17 protein-coding genes are annotated in these 22,734 nt (G+C 67.3%); 11 read left to right on the forward strand and 6 right to left on the reverse strand.

Annotation, left to right across the window (positions count from 1 at the left end):
• Positions 1 to 171 precede the first annotated feature (171 nt).
• Both ndk and HLH25_RS14740 read left to right on the forward strand, forming a co-directional pair.
• Positions 172 to 594, forward strand: a complete 423-nt coding sequence (gene ndk, locus HLH25_RS14735) for a nucleoside-diphosphate kinase (protein WP_182974787.1) — start codon at positions 172 to 174, stop codon at positions 592 to 594.
• A gap of 362 nt (positions 595 to 956) precedes the next feature.
• On the forward strand, positions 957 to 2,681 hold the full coding sequence (locus HLH25_RS14740; protein ID WP_220791831.1) for a GGDEF domain-containing protein: 1,725 nt from the start codon (positions 957 to 959) through the stop codon (positions 2,679 to 2,681).
• A 31-nt stretch (positions 2,682 to 2,712) separates the two neighbouring features.
• Here the strand turns inward: HLH25_RS14740 and purN are convergent, their stop codons facing one another.
• Both purN and purM read right to left on the reverse strand, forming a co-directional pair.
• On the reverse strand, positions 2,713 to 3,351 hold the full coding sequence (purN, locus tag HLH25_RS14745) for a phosphoribosylglycinamide formyltransferase (RefSeq protein ID WP_310889117.1): 639 nt from the start codon (positions 3,349 to 3,351) through the stop codon (positions 2,713 to 2,715).
• A gap of 7 nt (positions 3,352 to 3,358) precedes the next feature.
• Positions 3,359 to 4,447, reverse strand: a complete 1,089-nt coding sequence (purM, locus tag HLH25_RS14750) for a phosphoribosylformylglycinamidine cyclo-ligase (RefSeq protein WP_182974788.1) — start codon at positions 4,445 to 4,447, stop codon at positions 3,359 to 3,361.
• A gap of 98 nt (positions 4,448 to 4,545) precedes the next feature.
• On the opposite strand from purM, the gene HLH25_RS14755 reads away from it, so the two are divergent.
• The 4 genes from HLH25_RS14755 (at position 4,546) to HLH25_RS14770 (ending at position 10,063) form a co-directional block, all read left to right on the forward strand.
• Positions 4,546 to 5,319: a P-loop NTPase family protein gene (locus HLH25_RS14755; protein ID WP_182974789.1), complete on the forward strand. Its 774-nt coding sequence runs from the start codon at positions 4,546 to 4,548 to the stop codon at positions 5,317 to 5,319.
• A 188-nt stretch (positions 5,320 to 5,507) separates the two neighbouring features.
• Positions 5,508 to 7,682: an RNA degradosome polyphosphate kinase gene (locus HLH25_RS14760; RefSeq protein ID WP_310889120.1), complete on the forward strand. Its 2,175-nt coding sequence runs from the start codon at positions 5,508 to 5,510 to the stop codon at positions 7,680 to 7,682.
• Positions 7,683 to 7,760: 78 nt separating this feature from the next.
• Positions 7,761 to 9,251: a Ppx/GppA family phosphatase gene (locus HLH25_RS14765; RefSeq protein ID WP_182974791.1), complete on the forward strand. Its 1,491-nt coding sequence runs from the start codon at positions 7,761 to 7,763 to the stop codon at positions 9,249 to 9,251.
• Positions 9,248 to 10,063, forward strand: a complete 816-nt coding sequence (locus HLH25_RS14770; protein ID WP_182974792.1) for a CDP-diacylglycerol diphosphatase — start codon at positions 9,248 to 9,250, stop codon at positions 10,061 to 10,063. Before HLH25_RS14765 ends, HLH25_RS14770 begins: the two co-directional genes overlap by 4 nt.
• Before the next feature lie 25 nt (positions 10,064 to 10,088).
• Here HLH25_RS14770 and HLH25_RS14775 read toward each other — a convergent pair whose 3' ends face one another.
• The 4 genes from HLH25_RS14775 to HLH25_RS14790 form a co-directional block, all read right to left on the reverse strand.
• The gene (locus HLH25_RS14775) at positions 10,089 to 11,537 is read right to left on the reverse strand and encodes an NCS1 family nucleobase:cation symporter-1 (RefSeq protein WP_182974793.1); all 1,449 of its coding nucleotides are present in this window, start codon (positions 11,535 to 11,537) and stop codon (positions 10,089 to 10,091) included.
• A gap of 16 nt (positions 11,538 to 11,553) precedes the next feature.
• The gene (locus HLH25_RS14780; RefSeq protein WP_182974794.1) at positions 11,554 to 12,867 is read right to left on the reverse strand and encodes an aspartate aminotransferase family protein; all 1,314 of its coding nucleotides are present in this window, start codon (positions 12,865 to 12,867) and stop codon (positions 11,554 to 11,556) included.
• A 149-nt stretch (positions 12,868 to 13,016) separates the two neighbouring features.
• Entirely contained in the window at positions 13,017 to 14,285 is a 1,269-nt protein-coding gene (locus HLH25_RS14785) for a M20 family metallo-hydrolase (RefSeq protein WP_182974795.1), read from the reverse strand.
• A gap of 183 nt (positions 14,286 to 14,468) precedes the next feature.
• On the reverse strand, positions 14,469 to 15,137 hold the full coding sequence (locus HLH25_RS14790; RefSeq protein WP_182974796.1) for a TetR family transcriptional regulator C-terminal domain-containing protein: 669 nt from the start codon (positions 15,135 to 15,137) through the stop codon (positions 14,469 to 14,471).
• A 138-nt stretch (positions 15,138 to 15,275) separates the two neighbouring features.
• Between HLH25_RS14790 and hydA the strand changes: the two genes are divergently transcribed.
• The 5 genes from hydA to HLH25_RS14815 all read left to right on the forward strand — a co-directional run bounded on the left by hydA (position 15,276) and on the right by HLH25_RS14815 (position 22,567).
• Positions 15,276 to 16,724, forward strand: coding sequence for a dihydropyrimidinase (gene hydA / locus HLH25_RS14795; protein WP_182974797.1), 1,449 nt, complete (start codon positions 15,276 to 15,278; stop codon positions 16,722 to 16,724).
• Between the two features lie 163 nt (positions 16,725 to 16,887).
• Entirely contained in the window at positions 16,888 to 18,366 is a 1,479-nt protein-coding gene (gene xdhA, locus HLH25_RS14800) for a xanthine dehydrogenase small subunit (protein WP_182974798.1), read from the forward strand.
• Positions 18,359 to 20,737, forward strand: coding sequence for a xanthine dehydrogenase molybdopterin binding subunit (gene xdhB, locus HLH25_RS14805; protein WP_182974799.1), 2,379 nt, complete (start codon positions 18,359 to 18,361; stop codon positions 20,735 to 20,737). Before xdhA ends, xdhB begins: the two co-directional genes overlap by 8 nt.
• Positions 20,738 to 20,751: 14 nt before the next feature.
• Positions 20,752 to 21,579 (forward strand): xanthine dehydrogenase accessory protein XdhC, encoded by an 828-nt coding sequence (gene xdhC, locus HLH25_RS14810; RefSeq protein WP_246402496.1) that lies wholly within the window; start codon positions 20,752 to 20,754, stop codon positions 21,577 to 21,579.
• 16 nt (positions 21,580 to 21,595) lie between these two features.
• The gene (locus HLH25_RS14815; RefSeq protein WP_182974800.1) at positions 21,596 to 22,567 is read left to right on the forward strand and encodes a LysR family transcriptional regulator; all 972 of its coding nucleotides are present in this window, start codon (positions 21,596 to 21,598) and stop codon (positions 22,565 to 22,567) included.
• Positions 22,568 to 22,734: the final 167 nt, after the last annotated feature.

Consider the following 22,734-nt stretch of genomic DNA (forward strand, 5'->3'; position numbering starts at 1 on the left):
GGGGGCGGGCTCCGGAAATGTGGCGGCGTGCCCGGCTGGTCGGGCAGGATTCGTGACGCTGTACCTACCAGTCCTGCCCAATATGCTCTAGATGGCGCGCGTAAGGGGCGCCGGTCCGGATGGGCAGGAGGTCCCGGTCATGCAACGCGACCATAAAAAAGGAGCCATATCATGGCGACCGAACGTACCCTCTCGATCATCAAGCCGGACGCGACCCGGCGCAACCTGACCGGCAAGATCAATGCCGTGTTCGAAGATGCCGGCCTGCGGATCGTGGCGCAGAAGCGCGTGCAGCTGACCGAAGCGGTCGCCGGCGCGTTCTATGCCGTCCACAAGGAGCGTCCGTTCTACAACGACCTGGTGTCGTTCATGATCTCCGGCCCGGTCGTGGTGCAGGTTCTGGAAGGCGAGAACGCCGTCCTGAAGCATCGTGACGTCATGGGCGCCACCGACCCGAAGAAGGCCGCCCCCGGCACCGTGCGCGCCGAATTCGCCGAGAGCATCGAAGCGAACTCGGTCCATGGTTCGGACAGCCTGGAAAACGCGAACAACGAGATCGCGTTCTTCTTCGCGCAGACCGAAATCCTGCCCTGATCGGCATGTGACGGTGCCGGCTGCCCCTGCTTCCGGATTTCGGGAGCAGGGGAGGCGGTTCCTGTTCGGGAACGGACCGGTCTTTTTCCGGTTGATGAAACTGGGAAGATGTTTCGGGACCGTTTGCGTGTTTTGTCCCTATTCGTTTGAAGAGTCTGTATTATTTTGTGATTTTTATTGGGATTTTTTTGTCGGTAAGTTGGCGGATCGTTCGAAGTGTTCAGGATGGGCGCTGAGAATCTCGAATGGAAAGGTCTGTCAGGTTCGGACTTTTGCGATTTTGAATGCCGATTGAACGTCTCCTGCAACTGACCTGATGTTGTATTGACGACGGTTGGTGCCGAACCGGCGTTTTTTTTGTCATGATCTCCGATAGCGAATACCTACCGCCGCGCCGGTTCTGGATCGGCAGGCGTTTGTGGATCGGCGCCGCGTGTGCCGTGCTGCTGTTCACCACCGTGACCGGACTGCTTCTGGCACATGCCTTCTTCCAGACCTTTCTGAGTGCCCGGCACGATGCTGCGGGGGTGGAGAGGTTTCGGCAGGTGCTGGAGACGGCCAATGACATCAGTGCCGAGCGTGCGCCATCCAATATCGTGATGGGTGGGGAGACAGCCCTGTTGCGCAGCCGATTGCAGGCCGCGCGAGCGAGGACCGATCGGGCTCTGGCGCGGGAGGCGGGAATCGTGCCGGCCAAGCCGCTTCAGGAGACGGCAACGCTGCTGGGTCGGGCACGGGCATTGGTCGATCAGGCCGCCGCGCAGCCGGTGCCCCGGCGTGAGGCTATTCAACAGGCGATCGAGGCACAGTTCGCGGCCTATGATGGCTATCGCGCCGTGATCACGGCGGAAGCCGCATTGCTCATGCGGACCGATTCCGGGTTGGCTGCTCCCGTTCAGTTCGCGCTGATTCTCTGTACCTTGCGCGATGACGGCGGGCGGCTCGGCTCGGTCGTCGTGCCCGCGCTGATTACCCATGAGGCGGTCTCGGAGCGCGATATCTCTGCCCGCGACCGGTTGGCGGGCCGCATGGCCATACAATGGGAGTTGCTTGATCTGGGCGCCAATCTGACGGATCGCGGACCGGGCCTTTTTGCCCTGCGGGCCAACGCGGAGGCGGCATTCTTTGGCGACGGACAGCCCTTGGTGGCGCGCGTGATCGAGGAGGGAACGCACGCCGAGCGGTATACGGAGAGCATCGAGACGTTTAACGACCGGTATGTCCGGACGCTGGCGCCGCTGGAAATCTGGCGGAACAGCTTTCTGGACGGTCTGCTTTCCCATTACCGGCAACGGGAGCGACATGCATTCGAACTGCTCTGGGTTGTGAGCGCCGTGATGCTGGCGGTTGTCGGGCTGATTGCCGGCATGGTGCTGCTGGTCCACATGCGTGTGCTGCGTCCCCTGCTGCAAGCCAGCGAAGCCGTTGTGGGGCTGGTGCATGATCGGCCTGTCACCCTGCCGTTCCGCCACCACGGCGGCAGGGAGTTGCAGCCGCTGTTCGAGGCGCTCGCGATTCTGCGCGACAAGTTGCAGGAACGGGCCGTACAGACCCGGCACCTGAAGCATCTGGCCGAAACCGACGAACTGACCCAACTGCTCAACCGGCGGGCTCTTGAGACGCTTGCAGAATCGGTGATGGAAGCGGAAACGCCCGAAAAACAGGTCTTTCTCATTCTATTGGATATCGATCATTTCAAAGCCATCAACGATCGATACGGCCATGGCGAGGGGGACCGGGTTCTGGTGGCGGTGGCCGGGGCATTGCGTGCGCAGATCCGGCCCGGCGACCTGGTGGCGCGGGTGGGAGGGGAGGAGTTCGCCGTTCTCGTCCGGACCCGCCATCTGATCGACGCCCTGTCTCTGGCGCATCGCCTGCATCAGGCGGTCGGGGATCTGGACGTGAGGAATGCAGATGCGGGACGGATTGCCGTTACCGCGAGTTTCGGCCTTGCCGCGGGGAAAGGTCTGACCTGGCGCCAGTTCATGGCGAAGGCGGACGTTGCCCTCTATGCCGCCAAGAGGGCCGGCCGGAATACCGTTCGCGTGGCCGGCGCGGACGGCGCCGGGCCGGAGCATGCCGCCTGACGCGATTTCCGGGCGGCTGATCCGCTGCTGGTCAGACGACCAGCAGCGCGGCCTCGCGATGTCCGGATGATGCCGTTTCCGGCCGCAGGAGGTTGAGGAGGGCGGCTGGATACAGGCGATGCTCCTGTTTCAGCACGCGCGCGGCGAGGGCGTCGGGCGTGTCGCCCGGATGGACCGGCACCGCCGCCTGGCCCAGGATCGGGCCGTCATCCATCACCTCCGTGACCAGATGGACCGTGCAGCCATGCAGCTTTACGCCCGCTTGCAGCGCGCGTTCGTGCGTGTGCAGGCCGGGGAAGGCGGGGAGCAGGCTGGGGTGGATGTTGAGCATCCGTCCGGCCCAGGCTTCGGTCAGGAACGGCGTGAGCAGGCGCATGTAGCCGGCGAGGCACACCAGTTGCACCCCGGCCTCGCGCAGCAGGGCGTCTACCGCGCGCTCATGCGCCGCGCGGTCCTTGCCGAAAGGGCGGTGGTCGATGGCTTCGGCGCGCAGGCCCGCCGCGCGGGCGACATCCAGGCCCGGCGCGTCTGGCCGGTTGCTGAGGACCATGACGATGCGGGCCGGGAAATCCGGCGCGGCACAGGCGTCGATCAGCGCGCGCATGTTGCTGCCGCGCCCGCTGATCAGGATGGCGATCGGGCAGCGATCGTCCGGCGGAAAGGCGCTCACGGGCAGATCAGCCCGTGAAGTCGGGGCGGGTGGTGAAGCGCAGGCCGGCGGGGGCGTCGGGGGCCGAAGCTTCGAGCGTTCCGATCACGACCGGGGATTCGCCCGCCGCGCGCAGGGCGGCCAGGGCGGCCTCGGCGTCGCGGGCGACCAGCACCATGCCGATGCCGCAATTGAACACTTTGAGCATCTCGTCGGCATCGACCTGACCGGTCCGGGCCAGCCAGCGGAAGACCGGGGGGATCTGCCAGGATGCGCCGTCGATCACCGCCGTCAGGCCGGCGGGCAGCACGCGCGGCAGGTTGCCGGGCAGGCCGCCGCCGGTGATGTGCGCGGCACCCTGGATCAGGCCCTGCCGGTGCAGGTCCAGCACCGGCTTCACGTAGAGGCGCGTGGGCGCCATCAGCGCCTGGGCCAGGGTCTGGCCCTCGGCGAAGGGACAGGGAGCGTCCCATGTCAGGCCGCTGCGGGTGACGATGGCGCGGACCAGCGAGAAGCCGTTGGAATGCACGCCGCTGGCCGAAAGCCCGATCAGCGTGTCGCCGGCGGCGATGGCGTTGGGCAGCAGCGCCGCGCGTTCGGCGGCGCCGACGGAGAAGCCGGCGAGGTCATAATGACCGGGCGCGTACATGCCCGGCATCTCGGCGGTCTCGCCGCCGACCAGCGCGCAGCCCGACTCGGCGCAGCCCTGGGCGATGCCGCGCACCACCTTGGCCGCGTCTTCGACCGCCAGGCGGCCGGTGGCGAAATAATCCAGGAAAAACAGCGGCTCCGCGCCCTGCACCACCAGATCGTTCACGCACATCGCCACCAGGTCGATGCCGACGGTTTCGTGCAGGCCGCTTTCGATGGCAATCATCAGCTTGGTGCCGACGCCGTCGGTGCAGGACACGAGGACCGGATCGGTGAAACCGGCTGCCTTGAGGTCGAACAGCGCCCCGAATCCGCCCAGGCCGCCCATGGTGCCGGGACGGTCCGTCGCCTTCGCCGCCGGCTTGATGGCATCGACCAGCGCGTCGCCGGCTTCGATGTCCACGCCTGCGTCGCGGTAGGTGGCGCCGGCGGGCGGGGTCGAAGAGGAGGGGGGAGCGGAGGTCATGGGCGGGGCCTTCGTAAACGGCGGGGGTCGAAGAATGGGGCGAGGTAGGGTAAACGCTCTGGGTTCCTTTACGGCAGGCGAAGGCGGCACGCAAAGCAGTGGTTGAACAGGCGGTGCAGAATCCGGGCGAACGGGTGCCGGCGGGCGGCGTGGACCAGCTTGCCTTGCCCTTTGGGCATCGCAGCCGCTTTGCCCGCGCCGATTTCGTCGCCGCAGGGTCGAACAACGCCGCGCGGGCCTGGCTGCTGGGTGTGAATCCGTGGCCCGAGCACAGGCTGGCGCTGTGGGGCGCGGCCGGTGCCGGCAAGACGCACCTGCTTGAGATCTGGGCGCGGGAGCAGGGGGCCGTGTTACTGCGCGGCCCCGATGTGACGCGCGCGATGCTGGGGGAACTGCTCGACGGGCCGGCGGAGACCTTTCGGGCCGTGGCGGTGGATGATGCGGACCATGCGGCGGACCAGCAGGCGATCCTGCATCTGCTGAACGCGGCGCGCGAACAGCGGATTGCGCTGGTGATGGCGGCGCGGCTGGCGCCCGCGCGCTGGCCGGTTGACCTGCCGGACCTGGCCAGCAGGCTGCGTGCGACGATGGCGATCGAACTGCGCCAGCCCGAGGACGCGCTGCTGCGGATTCTGCTGCTGCGCCATCTGGCGGACCGGCAGATCGTGGTCAGCCAGCCGGTGACCGAGTGGCTGTTGCGCCGCCTGCCGCGCACCGCCTCGGCCATTCGCGATGCCGCGATCCGGCTGGATCAGGCCGGGCTGGCGGCGGGGCGGCGTGTGACCCGCGCGCTGGCGGTGTCGGCGCTGCATGACCTGCTGGACCAAGGCGAGATCCCGGCCGAGCGGCTGGTGGATCTGCCTGTCCGCTAGGAAAACTTCATATACTACCGCGTTGGCAGGACAGGTGGTTCCGCCTAGTTTGACGGACGAAGGCGGATTTGTGGCAGGAGAGTGGATTGACCAGACCGACGGGGAAAACGCCCGCGCGCCGGACATCCGGACGGACGACCGGCAAGCGCGTGGCCGCGCCGGCGACGCGGCGGCGGTTGGCGCCACCCGTGCAGACACCGCCGCCACCGCCGATCGACCTGCATTCCCCGGCCCGGTTCATCAATCGCGAATTGTCGTGGCTCGATTTCAACCAGCGGGTGGTCGACGAGGCGGATAATCCGCGCAATCCGCTGCTGGAGCGGCTGCGTTTCCTGTCGATCAGCGCGGGGAACCTGGACGAATTCTATTCGGTGCGCGTGGCCGGCCTGGTGGGGCAGGTGCGCGAAGGGCTGCTGAGCATGTCGCCCGACGGGCTGACCCCGGCGCAGCAGCTTGCGGCCGTGCGCACCCGCACCGCGCGCCTGCTGCGCGAGCAGCAGCGGATCTGGAAGGATCTGCGCGGCCTGCTGGCCGACGCCGGAGTCGTTGTCTGCGGCCTGGACCATATTACCGACGCCGACCGCGAATGGCTGGATAGCTGCTTCATGGACCGGGTCTTTCCCGTTCTGACGCCGCTGGCGATCGACCCCGCGCATCCTCTGCCGTTCATTCCGCATATGGGGCTGGCCCTCTCGCTGCGGCTGATGAGCAAGGAGAGCGGGCGCTTCGTCATGAGCGCGATGATCCTGCTGCCGGCCCAGATCGACCGCTTCATCCGCCTGCCGGCCAGCCTGTCGCCGCCGGGCGTCGCCCGGTTCATCATGCTGGAAAACATGATCGCGCTGTGCATCGACCGGCTGTTCCCCGGCATGGTGGCGGGCGACTGGGGCGTGCTGCGGGTGATCCGCGATACCGACGTGGAATTCGAGGACGAGGCCGAGGATCTGGTCCGCTCCTACGAAAGCGCGCTGAAGCGCCGGCGCCGGGGGGTGGTGATCCATCTGGATATCGATTCCCGCATGCCGCCCGATCTGGGGCAGGCGGTGGCCACCGACCTGGACGTGCCGCCCGACGAGATCGAGATCCAGCCGGGGCTGATCGGGGTGGTGGACCTGAAACAACTGATCGTGGACGATCGGCCCGAACTGCTGTTTCCGCCCTATACGCCGCGCTTTCCCGAGCGGGTGATCGATTTCGGGGGCGACTGCTTTGCCGCCATCCGCGCGAAGGACATGATCGTCCATCATCCGTTCGAGAGTTTCGACGTGGTGGTGCAGTTCCTGCGGCAGGCGGCCCAGGACCCGGCGGTGGTCGCGATCAAGCAGACGCTGTATCGGACCTCGCGCGACAGCCCGATCGTCAAGGCGCTGATCGAGGCGGCCGAGGCCGGGAAATCGGTCACCGCGATGGTGGAGCTGCGCGCCCGTTTCGACGAGGAAGCCAATATCCGCCTTGCCCGCGCGCTGGAGGCGGCCGGGGCGCAGGTGGTGTTCGGCTTCGCGGACCTGAAGACCCATGCCAAGCTCAGTCTGGTCGTGCGGCGCGAGGGCGGGACGCTGCGGTCCTATGCCCATTTCGGCACCGGGAACTATCATCCGATCACGGCGCGGATTTATACCGACCTCTCGTTCTTTACCTGTGACCCGGAACTGGCGCGGGATTCGGCGCGGCTGTTCAACTACATGACCGGCTATGCCATGCCCGCGCGGATGGAGGCCATCGCCTTCTCGCCGGTGACGATCCGCCGCACGCTGGAAGAGCTGATCCAGGCCGAGATCGAGCATGTGCGCGCCGGGCGGCCGGGGCAGATCTGGCTGAAGATGAATTCGCTGGTCGATCCGGACCTGATCGACCGCCTGTATCGTGCCTCCTGCGCCGGGGTGCGGATCATGGCCGTTGTGCGCGGCATCTGCTGCCTGCGGCCGGGGGTGGCGGGGCTTTCGGAGAATATCCGCGTCAAGTCGATCGTGGGGCGCTTTCTGGAACATTCCCGGATCTTCGCCTTCGGCGACGGGCATCGGCTGCCGTCGCGTTATGCGAAGGTCTATATTTCCTCCGCCGACTGGATGGTGCGGAACATGGACTGGCGGGTGGAAAGCATGGTACCGATGCGCGACCCGACGGTGCATGCACAGGTCCTGGACCAGATCATGGTCACGGACCTGAAAGACAATCTGCAATCCTGGGTGTTGCAGCAGAATGGCGTGTGGCGGCGGCTCGAACCCGGTGCCCGGCCGTTTTCGGCCCATGATTATTTCATGACCAATCCTTCGCTGTCCGGGCGGGGGACTGCCGCGCAGGACAGTGCCGTCCGGGTCAGCACGCCGTTGCCGCGGCATCAGGACCGGATACTCGATGATTGAGGGTTTCAGTGAAGGTTCCAGTGAAGGTTTCAGCATGACGCAGCTTCCGTCGGTCGCCGTTCGCATGTGCCTGGCCCGATGATCCGGGTTCCGCATCGCCGTTCGGCCGTTGTCGATCTGGGGTCCAATTCCGTCCGGCTGGTCGTCTTTGACGGTATTTCGCGGAATCCGATTCCCATCTTCAACGAAAAGGCGGTGCTGCGTCTGGGGCGGGGGCTGAATGCCACCGGGCGGCTGAACGAGGAGGGCGTGGGCCTGGCGATGCAGGTCATGGACCGGTTCCATGCCATCGCGCGCGGCATGGATGCCGATCCGTTCGAGATCCTGGCCACCGCCGCCGTGCGCGATGCGACCAATGGCCCGGAATTCGTCGCCGCCCTGCGCGCGCGGATGCCCGGCGTGCCGATCCGCGTGCTTTCGGGTGAGGAAGAGGCCGATTATTCGGCGACCGGCGTGCTGTGCGGGCTGCCGGAGGCCGATGGGCTGGTGGCCGATATCGGCGGCGGATCGCTGGAACTGATCCGCCTTTCCGCCGGGCGGAAGCTGGATGCCTGCACCCTGCGGCTGGGGGTGATCCGGCTGAACGACCGCGCCGAGGGGGATTTGCAGAAGGCGCGGACTATTGCCGATGCCGACATCGCGCAGGTCGGCTGGCTGGACGATGTGGTGGGGCGGCCGCTCTATCTGGTGGGGGGCGCTTTCCGCGCGCTGGCGCGGTTGCAGATCGCCCGGACCAATTATCCGCTGAATATCGTGCATCTCTTCACCCTGTCGGGCGAGGGGGCGCGGGACATGACCGAGTGGGTCGTCAACACGCCGCGCCGGACGTTGGAGCGGGTGCCCGGCGCGCCGCGCAAGCGGCTGGAGGATGTGCCCTTCGCCGCCATCGTGCTGCGCCGTCTGCTGCGCCGGTTGCAGCCATCGAGCGTGGTCTTCTGCGTCGATGGCCTGCGCGAGGGGTGGTACATGCGTCGGGTCGCGGCGTCGGTCGCGGCGCTGGACCCGCAGGAAGCCGTGGCGCGCGAGATGTGCCGCCGTCTGGGGCGCAGCGAGACCCTGCCGGACCAGTTGATGAACTGGACGGCTCCGCTCTTTGGCGATGAGAGCACGCCGCAGCGCCGGCTGCGCCGGGCGGCGTGCCTGCTGTCGGATATCGGGTCGTACGATCATCCTGAATACCGGGCCGAGCAGACCTATCTGCGGGTGCTGCGGATGCAGGGCGTCGGGTTCGATCATCAGGCCCGCGCCTTCGTCGCCCTGACGCTGGCGGTGCGCTACGAGGCCGAACTGGGCCATGATTTCCTGCAACCGTCGCGCCTGCTGCTGACGGCCGAGGATTTCCAGCGGGCGCTCGTCCTGGGGCTGGTGCTGCGGCTGGCCTATACGGTGTGCGGCGGGACCGAGGAACTGCTCGACGGGACATGGATCAAGCGTTCGGCCGGCGAAGTGACGCTGCATCTGGCGCAGGGGCGTGGCGTGGTGCGCGGTGAAAGCGTGCGGCGCCGGCTGGACCGGCTGGCCGAAGCATTCGCGCTGCCCGCGCGGATCGAGGAGGCCGGCACGGCATGAAGCCTCGGGTACTGGGGTGGTGTCTTCCCGCGCTGATGGCGGCGGGGGTGTTGCTGGCGACCGCGCGGGCCAATGGTCCGCCCAAACCCGACCACGATCCGGATGTGCTGTGGAAGATCGTGCATGGGCGGTGCGTGCCCGACGAGCTGGGCGAGAATACACCCGCGCCGTGTGCCGCCGTCGACCTCGTCCATGGCTATGCGGTTTTGAAGGACCGTGACGGTGCGACGCAGTATCTGCTGATTCCGACCGATCGGGTCACCGGAATGGAAGACCCCGCGATCCTGAGCCCGAACGCGCCGGATTATTTCGGTGCGGCGTGGCATCAGGTCGGCCGCGTGCTGGCGGGGCTGGGCCATACCATGCCGCGCGAGGCGGTGGCGCTCGCGATCAATTCGCAGCGTGGCCGTTCGCAGAACCAGTTGCATATCCACGTCGATTGCCTGGCGCCCGAGATCCGCGTGGCGCTGCATTGGGCGCGGCCGCAGATCGGCGCCGGCTGGACGCCGCTGACGCTGGCGGGGCATCGCTATCGCGCCACGCGGATCGACGGGCAGGAGCTGGATGGCACCTATCCGTTCCGGCGGCTGGCGGCCTCGCTGGCCGATCCGGCGCGCGAGATGGGCGGGCATACGCTGGTGGTGGTGGGGACGGTGTGGCCCGGTGGGCGGCCCGGTTTCATCCTGCTGGACGATATGGTCAAGCCGGTGTCGGGCGACCGCGCGTCGGGCGAGGAATTGCAGGACCATACGTGCAGGATCGCGCATTTCGAGCCTGGGCGCGTGCTGCGGGATTCCGCCTATCCGCAGTGAGGGTCGTTCGGCCCGTTAAGCGGAATCAGGCGCCCGACGGCGATATGCTCTGGTTCACCGGCTCGGGAAGGTGGCGCGGGGAGAGGGCGAGATAGATCCCGGCGCCGGCCGCGACGCCGACGAACCATGAGAGGGCGCTGACCCCGGACAGGGCCGGCAGGAACTGGCCGGCGGAGGCCAGTGCGCCGCCGCCCGCGAAGGCCACCAGTGCCGGGGGATTCCAGCCGTTGCGTCCGTCATAGTGGTCACCTCGGCGATAAAGGGCCGGTATGTCCAGCATCTGGCGGCGCACCAGGTAGAAATCGGCCAGCATGATCCCGGTGACCGGCCCCAGCAGGCCGCCGACCACGTTCAGCACCTGATAGATGCTCGCCGCGTCGTCGAACCACATCCAGGGCACGAAGAAGACGCCCAGCACCAGCACCAGGGAGGACGCACGGTCGAAATTCAGCCGGCGTGGCATCAGGTTCATCAGGTCGTAGGCGGCGGGCATGATGTTGGCCACGACATTGACCGACAGGGTGGCCAGCACCAGCGTCGCCCCGCCCAGCACCGTGATCACGGGGTGATTCAATGTCAGCAGCAGTTCGACCGGGTTCCAGATCGGCCGGCCGAACAGGATCATGGTGGCCGAGGTGGTGATGATGCCCATCGGGGTGAAGACCAGGGCCGTGACCGGCAGGCCGATGGCCTGGCCGATCACCTGGTCGCGCTCGGAGCGGACGAAGCGCGAGAGGTCGGGAATGTTGACGGCGAAGGTCGCCCAGATGCCGATCATGCCGGTGACGCCCAGCGCGAAGGCGGACCAGAACGCGCCGCCATGCAGGCGCGACGGCTGCGCGAACAACGGCCCCGGCCCGTGGCCGACCCTGAGCGCCCAGATGGTGGCCAGCAGACCGATGGCGATGACCAGCGGGCCGGCGACCAGCTCGAAATTGCGGATGCGATGCACGCCGTGGCCGGCGATCCAGGCATGCAGGGCCCAGATCAGCGCCATGGCCAGCCACATATGCGCCTGCATGCCCAGGAACGACGGATGGAGCGCGCGCCAGCCGCCGATCAGGGTCGAGAGGATGGCATCGACGGCCTGGGCGGCGGCATAGGATTGCACCGAGAACCAGAAGATGGCGCAGAAGCCGCGCAGCAGGACCGGAACCTGCGCGCCGGACGGGCCGAAGGCGGAACGGATCAGCACGCAGAACGGAATGCCGTACCGTGTGCCCGCGCGCGCGTTGAACCACATCGCCAGGAACAGGACGACATAGGCGACCGCGACGACCTGGAGGCATTCCCATGCCGAGAAACCCAGGGCCATCAGCCCCGCCGCGGCCTCGTAGACCACGATATTGTGGACCATGCCCATCCAGACCGTGGCCATGTTCAGCCATGTCCAGTCCCGCCGCGCGGGCGGGACCGGTGCCAGGTCGGCGTTGTACAGGCCCGGATCGTAGCCGGCCGGCGTGGTGTCTGCCATGCGTGCCCTTTATCTTCTACTCGACCGTGCGGAGAATGTCGGCCAGCGTGCCGAACAGTTGGTCGATCTCGGATTTCTGGATGATCAGCGGCGGGGAGATGGCGATGACATCGCCGGTGTAGCGGACCAGCACGCCCTTGTGGAACGCGCGGTCGAAAATCTCGTACGCCCGTGCGCCCGGCGCGCCGGGGCGGGGGCTGAGTTCGATCCCCGCGACCAGGCCGACATTGCGGATGTCGATGACGTGCGGCAGGCCGCGCAGGGCGTGGGCGGCTTCCTCGAAATAGGGGGCGATGTCGCCCGCGCGTTCGAACAGGTTTTCCTCGGCGTAGGTGTCGAGGGTTGCGAGCGAGGCGGCGCAGGCGACCGGATGGCCGGAATAGGTGTAGCCGTGCGGCAGTTCGATCCCGGTTTCGGGGCCGTTCATGAACGCTTCGTACACATGGTCGCGCGCGATCGCGGCGCCCATCGGGATGGTGCCGTTGGTGATGCCCTTCGCGCAGGTGAGGATGTCGGGCAGCACGCCGAATTTCTCGGACGCGAAGGGCGTGCCGCCCATGCGGCCGAAACCGGTGATGACCTCGTCGAAGATCAGCAGGATGCCGTATTTGTCGCAGATCTCGCGCAGGCGCTTCAGGTAGCCGACGGGGGGCGGCAGCACGCCGGTCGATCCGGCCATGGGTTCCACCATGACGGCGGCGATGGTCGAGGGGTCGTGCAGGGTGACGATGCGTTCCAGATTGTCGGCCAGTTCCGCGCCGTAGGCCGGGAGGCCCTTGGTGAAGGCGTTGCGCTCCAGGTCCAGCGTGTGGGGCAGGTGATCGACGCCGGTCAGCAGCGCGCCGTACAGCTTGCGGTTGCCGGAGATGCCGCCGACGGAAATGCCGCCGAACCCCACGCCGTGATAGCCGCGTTCGCGCCCGATCAGGCGGGTGCGGGCGCCGTCGCCGCGCACGCGGTGATAGGCGATGGCGATTTTCAGCGCGGTATCGGCGGCCTCGGACCCCGAATTGCAGAAGAAGACGTGATTCAGGTCGCCCGGCGCCAGGGCGGCGATCCGGTCGGCCGCCTGGAAGGCCAGCGGGTGGCCCATCTGGAAGGTCGGCGCGAAATCCAGCGTGGCGATGGTCTTCTGGACCGCCTCGGTGATGCGGGGGCGGTTATGGCCCGCATTCACGCACCATAGGCCGGCGCATCCGTCGAGAACCTTCCGCCCGTCCTCGGACGTGTAATACATGCCGTCGGCCGCAACCAGCATGCGCGGCGTCCGGCGGAATTGCCGGTTGGCCGTGAACGGCATCCAGAACGCATCGTGATTGGTCGGCGGCATCGCGGAAGGCTCCTGAGATCGAACATGCGAGTCCGTCCGGCCTGGAGATAACCGTCACGGCCCCGCAACCATCGCAGGATGGAACACGCGGCGTCGCCGGGCTAGATGATTTTTTGCCCGGTTGCCGCTCACTATATGGTTAGGGATGGTTAGGGATTCAGTCTTGCATCGGCGTCCAGCACCGCGCGCAGCAGCACGTTGGCGCCGGCCGCGACATCGCCCGGCTCGGCGCTTTCCGCCTCGTTGTGGCTGAGGCCGCCCGCGCAGGGGACGAAGATCATGGTCGTGGGGGCGACGCGGGCCATGTAGGCGGCGTCATGCCCGGCGCCCGAGACGATGTCGCGTGCCGGATAGCCGAAGGATTCGGTGGCGGTGCGGACCGAGGCGATGCAGGCAGGATCGAAATGCACGGCCGGCGAGTCCCACACCCGCTCCATCGCCAGGGCGATTCCGGCGTCGGTGACGATCTGCTCGATCCGTCCGCGCAGGTCGGTTTCCATCGCCATCACCACCGCGTCGTCGGGGTGGCGCAGGTCGATGGTGAAGAAGACTTCGCCGGGGACGACGTTGCGGCTGTTGGGGCGGTTTTCCAGCAATCCGACCGTGCCGACCGCATCCGGCCCATGGGCCAGGGCGACCGTGCTGACGGCCTCGATGATCCGGGCCGCCGCCAGCAGGGCGTCGGCGCGCATGGGCATGGGCGTGGTGCCGGCGTGTGAATCGCGCCCGGTCAGCGTGACTTCGTACCAGCGCATGCCCTGCACGCCGGTGACGATGCCGATGGTTTTCTCCTCGGCTTCCAGGATCGGGCCTTGTTCGATATGCAGTTCGAAATAGGCGGCGACCGGATGCTGGCCGCAGGGTGGCGCGCCGCGATAGCCGATGGCCGCCAGTGCGTCGCCGAAGCGGATGCCGTCGCGGTCGGTCTTGTCCAGGGCTTCCTGCTCGGTGAACACGCCGGCGAAGACGCCGGAGGCGAGCATGGCGGGGGCGAAGCGCGAGCCTTCCTCGTTCGTCCAGTTGATCAGTTCGATCGGGTGGCGGGTTTCGTGGCCCGATGCGTGCAGGGCGCGCAGCACGGCCAGGCCGCCCAGCACGCCCACGATGCCGTCGAACTTGCCGCCGGTCGGCTGGGTGTCGAGATGGCTGCCCATCGTGATCGGCGGCAGGCCGGCGTCGCGGCCGGGGCGGCGGGCGAACTGGTTGCCCATCGAATCGTGGGTGACGGTGCAGCCCAGGGACGTGCAGGCGGCGGCGAACCATGCGCGCACCTGGCGGTCTTCCTCCGTCAGGGTCAGGCGCCGGATGCCGCCCTTGGGGGTGCCGCCGATCCGCGCGGTTTCCAGGATGTCGGCCCACAGTGCCGTGCCGTCCACCGTGATGTTGCCGCCGGCCTGAAGGATGCCCGAACTGATCATGTCTGCTCTCCTGCAATGCGATCCGCGCCGTTTTGCCGGCGGGCCTGGCCTTGCCCGCGCCGACTGATGCGACGGTGTGGGGCGGATCGTGTCGTCAGATAAATGGATGACCGGTGCGATACCGTGAATGCGGGTGCGAGAACGGATGGAGGGGGAGCACCGGATGCAAGCGTAGGACGGATATCAGGTCATTTCTATCCCGTTTAGAATCAGCGTGATGATCGTGTTGGCGGCGTCGTTGTAATCCTGCTCGGCGAGAGCGGGCTTGCGCAGCACCGTGCAGACCTGGGCGCTCATGTCGGCATAGGTCTGGGTCATTGCCCAGATGCAGAACAGGAAATGCGCGCCGTTTATGGGGCGCATCTGTCCTGTTCGCTGCCAGATGCTGAAGACATCCTCCAGCGTCTGGGCGTAGTCGCGCAGAGACGTGTTGAAGTAATTCTGGATGTTCGGCGCGCCTTGCAGGACTTCGTGCGCGAAGATGCGCGAGGCGTCGGGCCGGTCGCGCGAGAAGGCGATTTTCGAGCGGATATAGCCTTCCAGCGCCGCGCGGGGTGTGGCGTCGGCGTGAATCCAGACCGTTGCGTCGCCCAGCCAGTTGTCCAGAATGTTTTCCAGCACCGCGCGGTACAGGTCCTCCTTGGTGCCGAAATAATAATGGATGTTGGCCTTGGGCAGGCCGGCCGCGGCGGCGATGCCGGCCATGCTGGCCCCCTTGTAGCCGTCGCGGCCGAATTCCCGTTCGGCGGCCCGCAGGATCTGCCCGGTGCTGGCGCGGCGGGGCGCCCCGACCGGCCGCTCCTGGGCGGTGGCGAGGGTCAGGGACGGGGCGAGGGGGCTGGGGCGGGACATGGCACAAGATTTTAGGCTTTGCGCGCGTCGCGCAAGCGGGAAAACGGTATTTCGGTTGTTACAGGGTTGCACCATTCCCGATCCGGCCGCCGGATGGCATGCTGCCAGGGTGCGATAGCGGTGGGGGGAAAGGCAGCAATGCTTCTGGTGCAGGGCGGAACGGTGGTGACTGCCGAGGACACGCGGCGGGCCGATGTGCTGTGTGACGATTCGGGGCGGATTGCCGCCGTGGGGCCGGCGCTGGAGGTGCCGACGGGGTGCATGGTCGTGGATGCGGGCGGGTTGCTGGTGATGCCCGGCGGCATCGACCCGCATACGCATATGGAAATGCCCTTCATGGGCTCGGTGGCCAGCGACGATTTCCAGACCGGGACCGAAGCCGGTGTGGCCGGCGGGACGACCACGATCATCGATTTCGTCATTCCCGAACGCGGTGGTTCGCTGCTGGGGGCCTGGAAGGACTGGCGAGCCAAGGCGGAAAAGGCGGTGGCCGATTATTCGTTCCACGTCGCGGTGACCCATTGGGATGAGCAGGTCCATGCCGACATGGGCACGCTGGTGCGGGAATGCGGCGTTAATTCCTTCAAGCATTTCATGGCCTACAAGGGCGCGCTGATGGTCGATGACGGCGTGCTGCTGCGCTCGATCGGCCGGGCGCTGGAACTGGGTGCCCTGTGCAACGTGCATGCCGAGAATGGCGATGCCGTGGCCTTTCTTCAGCAGGATCTGCTGCGGCGCGGGCTGACCGGCCCGGCCGGGCATCCGCTTTCGCGGCCGCCTTCGGTCGAGGGGGAAGCGGCGCAGCGGGTGATTGCCATTGCCGGGCTGCTGGGGGCGCCGGTCTATATCGTGCATGTCTCGACCGAGGAGGCGACGGCGGCCATCGCCGCTGCCCGCGCGCGCGGGCAGCGCGTGTATGGCGAGGTGCTGGCGCAGCATCTGGTGATCGACGACAGCGTTTATGCCGATCCGGACTGGCTGGGGGCGGCGCGGCATGTCATGAGCCCGCCTTTTCGGCCGAAGCACCACCAGAAGGCGCTGTGGGCGGGTCTGGCGTCGGGCCAGTTGCAGACGACGGCGACCGATCATTGCTGTTTCTGTGCCGGACAGAAGGAGCAGGGGCGCGACGATTTTACGAAAATCCCCAACGGCACGCCGGGAATCGAGGACCGGATGAGCGTGCTGTGGCACCATGGCGTGCGGACCGGGCGCCTGACGCCGCAGGAATTCGTGGCCGTGACCTCGGCCAACACGGCGAAAATCTTCAACATCCATCCGCGCAAGGGCGCGATCGTGCCGGGGGCGGATGCCGACCTGGTGCTGTGGGATGCCGAGGCCAGCCGCACCGTTTCGGCCGCCACCCATCACCAGAACGTGGATTACAACCTCTATGAGGGGATGAGCCTGACCGGGCTGGCGCGGCATACGATCAGTGCCGGGCGCGTGGTGTGGTCGGACGGCGATCTGCGCACCGTGCGGGGGGCGGGACGGTATGTGGAACGGCCGTGCTTCGGACCCGAGATGGCCGCCCAGATCCGGCGCAACGAGACGGTGGGCACCGGGGCGGTGAACGGGCTTGCGTCGTGAGGCCGACCGTTTCCTTCCCCGACTGTAGGCCATAGACTGGTCGGGACCGGATGGCCTCGGGGGAGGTGATTCGGACCCGCGTTCCGGTTGTCTGTCCTGCGGGGGGTGGGCAGCCAGGACATTCGCCCTTCGGGGCATGTCACTTGCTCGACGGAACCGAACGATGCGCGACCATATCCGCTTCTATCTGGGCGATACGCTGTGTGAACTGGCATCCGTGCCGCCGACCCTGACGGTTCTGGACTGGCTGCGGGAGCATCGGGGGCGGACCGGCACCAAGGAGGGATGCAACGAAGGCGATTGCGGCGCCTGCACCGTGCTGGTCGTTCGGCTGGAGGGGGGCTCGCTGGTCTGGCGGGCGGTGAATGCGTGCATCCAGTTCGTGGCGATGCTGGACGGCGCGCAGTTGTTCACGGTCGAGGATCTGCGGGCGGCGGACGGCGCGCTGCATCCGGTCCAGCAGGCGATGGTGGATTTGCATGGCTCGCAATGCGGCTTCTGCACGCCGGGATTCGTGATGTCGATGGTCGCCTATCGCAAGGCGCCGGGGGCGGTGGCCGAGGACGGGCCGATCGACGACGCGCTGGCGGGCAATCTGTGCCGCTGTACCGGGTATGCGCCGATCGTGCGGGCGATGAAGCAGGCCATGACGGCCGGACCCGACCGGTTCGACGCCGAGGCGGATGCGATCGTGGCCCGTCTGGTGGCGCTGCGCGATGGGCGGACGGTTTGCATGACCGCGCCGGAAGGGCGGCTGACGATTCCGGCCGATGCCGATGCGCTGGCGGCGGCTTTGATCGAGGACCCGGAGGCCACGATCGTGGCGGGGGGGACCGATGTGGGGCTGTGGGTCACCAAGGGGCTGCGGGTGCTGCCGCATGTCGTCCTGATCGGTGGGATCGCCGACCTGAAGGGGCTGGACCGGACGGCGGAGGGGCTGCGGATCGGTGCGGCCGTGACTTATGGCGAGGCGCGTGCCGCGCTGGCGGAGTTGCTGCCGGATGCGGGCGAGATCGTGCGGCGCCTCGGATCGACGCAGGTGCGCAATGCCGGCACGGTCTGCGGCAATATCGCCAATGGCTCGCCGATCGGCGATGGGCCGCCGGTGCTGATCGCCGCCGGGGCCACGTTGCATCTGCGGCGGGGTGCTGTGCGGCGGGTGGTGAAGCTGGAAGATTATTTTCTGGCGTATGGGCGGCAGGACCGTCAGCCGGGTGAATTTGTCGAGGCCGTGACCGTGCCGGTGCCGGCGGCCGGGATGCTGTTTCGCGCCTACAAGATTTCCAAACGCTTCGATCAGGATATCTCGGCGCTGCTGGGGGCTTTTGCGCTGGTGCTGGATGGGGAGGGGCGGATCGGCGAGGCGCGGATTGCCTTTGGCGGCATGGCCGCGACCCCGTGTCGTGCCCGCGCGACCGAGGATGCGTTGCGGGGGCGGATATGGAACGAGGCCGCCCTGGAGGCGGCGCGGGCGGCGATTGCAACCGATTTCGCGCCGATTTCCGACATGCGGGCCAGCGACTGGTATCGTCGCACGGTGGCCGCCAACCTGCTGACACGGTTGTTCGCCGAGACGGCGCCGGGGGTTGCGCGCGCTGAAACGCGGCTGGCCGGGCGGGGGCGGGAGGTGGCCCATGTCTGATCTGGTGATCGGTCTTGCGGCTGATGCGTGTGCGGCGGTGGTGGCCGGTGGCGCGTCGCAGAGCCTGCGGCATGAGAGTGCCGCGATGCATGTCTCGGGTTCCGCCGCCTATATCGACGACATGCCGGAGCCCAAGGGGCTGGTGCATGTGGTGCCGGGCCTGAGTACACGGGCGCATGCGCGAATTGTTTCGATGAATCTGGATGACGTGCGCGCCGCGCCGGGTGTGGTGCGGGTGCTGACGGCGGCGGATATTCCCGGCCACAACCAGATCAGCCCGGTGGGGAAGAATGACGAGCCGCTGCTGGCGTCGGACATCGTGTCGTTCCATGGGCAGCCGATCTTTGCCGTTGTCGCCGAGACGCGCGGCCAGGGGCGGCGGGCGGCGCGTCTGGCACGGATCGTTTATGAAGACCTGCCGGCCGTGCTGGATATCGACCAGGCACGGGCCGCCGGTGGTGCGCTGGTGTGGCGTGCGCTGACCATGCGGCGTGGCGATGTGGAAAAGGGGCTGGCGGAATCGCCCCGCCGCCTGTCGGGCCGGATCGTGATGGGGGGGCAGGAGCATTTCTACCTCGAAGGGCAGGCGGCGCTGGCGCAGCCGGGCGAGGAGGGGGAGATGCGGGTCTGGTCCTCCACCCAGCATCCGACCGAGACCCAGCATATGGTGGCGCATGTGCTCGATCGGCCGAGCAATCTGGTGACGACCGAGATCCGCCGCATGGGTGGTGGGTTTGGTGGCAAGGAGACGCAGGCCAACGGGCCGGCCTGTCTGGCGGCGCTGGCGGCCGAACTGACCGGGCGCGCGGCCAAGATGCGGCTGGATCGCGACGACGACATGATGATGACGGGCAAGCGTCATGATTTCGCGGTCGATTACACGGTGGGATTCGATGATGACGGGCGCATCCGCGCCGTGGACATGGTGCTGGCGGCGCGGTGCGGGTGGTCGGCCGACCTGTCGGGGCCGGTGACGGATCGGGCGCTGTTTCATGCCGACAATGCCTATTATTATCCCGATGTGCGGCTGCGCTCGGAACCGCTGAAGACCAATACGCAGTCCAACACCGCCTATCGCGGTTTCGGTGGGCCGCAGGGGATCGTGGCGGCGGAACGGGTGATCGAGGAGATTGCCTTCGCCACCGGGCTGGACCCGCTGGATGTACGGCTGCGCAATGTCTATGGCACCGGCACGCGCGACCTGACGCCGTATCATATGACGGTCGAGGATTCGATCGCGGCGGAGATCATGGTGGAACTGGCCGAGGGGTGCGCTTATCGCGCGCGCCGTGCCGCGATCCGGGCCGCCAATGAGGACAGCCCGCATATTCGGCGCGGGATTGCGCTGACGCCGGTGAAGTTCGGCATTTCCTTTACCGCCACCCACTACAATCAGGCGGGTGCGCTGGTGCATGTCTATACCGATGGTTCGGTGCAGGTGAACCATGGCGGCACCGAGATGGGGCAGGGGCTGCACACCAAGATGGTGCAGATTGCGATGCGGGAATTCGGCCTGCCGGCCGACCGGGTCCGGATTACCGCCACCACCACCGGCAAGGTGCCCAATACCTCGGCCACCGCGGCCTCCAGTGGTGCGGACCTGAACGGCATGGCGGTGCTGGATGCCGTGCGCCGGATCAGGGGGCGGCTGGTTGCGTTTGCCGCCGGGCATTGGGGCGTGCCGGAGGATGCGGTGCGCTTTCTGCCGGACGGGGTGCATGTCGGCGAGACGGTGGTGCCGTTCCCGGACCTGACGAAGGCTGCCTATTTCGCGCGTGTGTCGATGTCGTCGAACGGTTTTTACAAGACGCCGAAAATCTCCTGGAACCCGGATACGGGGCGGGGGCGGCCGTTCTTCTATTTTGCCTATGGCGCCGCGTGCGCGGAGGTTGCCATCGACCTGCTGACCGGGGAGATGCGGATCGAGCGGGTCGATATCCTGCATGATGCCGGGCAATCGCTGAATCCGGCGATTGATATCGGGCAGGTCGAAGGGGCCTTCGTGCAGGGGGCCGGTTGGCTGACCACCGAGGAACTGGTCTGGGACGACAGCGGACGGCTGCGCACCCATGCGCCCAGCACCTACAAGATTCCGGCCTGTTCCGACCGGCCGGGCATCTTCAACGTCGCCCTGCTGGAGCGGGCGCCCAATCGGGAGGAGACGATCTTTCGCTCCAAGGCGGTCGGGGAGCCGCCCTTTGTGCATGGGGTGGCGGTGCTGCATGCGATTTCGGATGCGCTGGCCAGTCTGGATGGGTATCGCTCCTGCCCCGGTCTGGATGCGCCGGCGACGCCCGAGGCGATCTTGCGCGCGGCCGAGCGGATGCGTGCCCGCGCCGCCGCGCGGGTGGATGCCGGAGCCGGAGACTGACGGCCGTTCGGGCCATGGACGACATGATCGCGGCGCTGGCTGGCTGGCGGCGGGACGGGTGGCCCGTTGCGCGCGTCAGTATCCGCGCGGCCGTGGGATCGACCCCGCGCGAGGCCGGGTCTTTCATGCTGGTGGTGCCGGGCGCGTTGGTCGGCACGATCGGCGGGGGGCGGCTGGAGTGGGAGTGCGTGGCGCGGGCGCGGGCCTTGCTGGCCGGTACCGGTACGGCGGGGGAACTGGAGATTCCGCTCGGGCCGGAACTGGGGCAGTGCTGCGGCGGCCGGGTGCGCGTGCGCATCGAGCGCGCGGATGACGTGATGCTGGATGCGATCGTGCGCGATGCCGAAACCGCGCGGGCGGCGCTGCCGCATCTGCTGCTGTTCGGGGCAGGGCATGTGGGGCGGGCCCTGGCCCGCGCGCTGGCGCCGCTGCCTTTGCGTCTGGTCTGGGTCGATCCGCGTGAGGAAGAGTTCGGGCTGGTGCCCGACGGGGTTGTGGTGCGGATGACCGAAAGCTGGGAAGAGGTGCTGGCGGCCGCGCCGGCCGGGGCCGGCGTTCTGGTGCTGACGCCCAGCCATCGGCTGGATGCGCTGATCGTCGGCGCGGCACTGGAACGGGATGATCTCCGCTATGTCGGGTTGATCGGGTCCAGGACGAAACGGCGGGGGTTCGAGGCCGGGTTTCGCGCCGTGGGTCTGGGGCCGGAGCGGATCGCGCGGCTGGTGTGCCCGATCGGGGACCGGGGCATCCGCGACAAGCGGCCGGAAATTATCGCGGCGCTGGTGGCGGCGGAAATTGTCGAACGCCTGCTGCATGGCGATGATGCGGGAGCGGAGCAGTAGGCATGGGGAACAGGACATGAGGCGGTCGGCTCGAAGCCAGCACATGATGCGGCTGCATGCGCGGTGCATCCTGTATTTCAACGCGGTGCGCGACCATGGCTCGATCCGCGAGGCGGCGCGGCAGTTGAACGTGACGCCCTCTGCCCTGACGCGGCAGATCGCCCAGATGGAGGACGAGATCGGCGCGCCGCTGTTCGACCGTCTGCCGGGCGGGATGGTGCTTACGGCGGTGGGGGAAATCGTGGCCCGGCACATCGTCACCGTCATGCAGGATGCCGTGCGGACCGACGAGCAGATCGCAGCCCTGGCGGGGATGCGGGGGGGGCGCATCGGCGTGATGATGGTGGAAGGCATTGCTGGCGACCTGATGGCGCGGCTGTTGGCGCGCATGACCCGAGTCTGGCCGGATATCGACCTGCACGCGGAGACGGGGTCGCCCGCGCAGATCGTGGCGGCGTTGAGCGGCGGCACGACGGACCTGGGCATCGCGTTCTCGCTGAACGAACCGGACGATCTGCGCCGCGTGGCGGTGGCGTGCTTTCCGGTGGGGGTGGTGATGCCGGCCGACCATCCGCTGGCCGGCCGGCGTAGCGTGCGGATGGAGGATTGTCTGGATTATCGGCTGATCCTGCCGAGCGAATCGCTGTCGCTTCATCAGGTGATGGAGCCGATGCTCCACCCCTGGCGCGACAGGCTGGATGTGGTGCTGGAAACCGGGTCGATCGAACTGACCAACCGGATGGTGGCGGCCGGGGCGGGCCTGGCCTTTCAGTCCCGGCTGGCGCTGGCGTTCGATATCGGGCGCGGCGCGCTGGCCCATGTGCCGCTGGACGACCCGAGGGCCATGACCGATCTGGGTGTGTATGTCCGCGAGGCGCGGTGGCTGCCCCCGGCGCTGGAGCGGCTGATCGTGGAGGTGCGCGAGGCCCTGCGGGAACAGGAAGAGGCCGCACGCATTCTGGGGACCGAGGACCTTGTTGCGGAATAGATAATTTTTAAAAACAATATATTATGATTCTTTTTGGTGATTTTACGTTATCTGGAATTGTTGCCGAACGGGCAACGTAATGGTCAATTTATTCTACTGGACGGAACGCCCCCCTGTCCGGTTAGTTTCGGTGCCGTGATGGTGCGGGTTGGGGAACCCAGGGTCCG

The organism is Gluconacetobacter dulcium (assembly GCF_014174165.1).
GTDB lineage: Bacteria > Pseudomonadota > Alphaproteobacteria > Acetobacterales > Acetobacteraceae > Gluconacetobacter > Gluconacetobacter dulcium.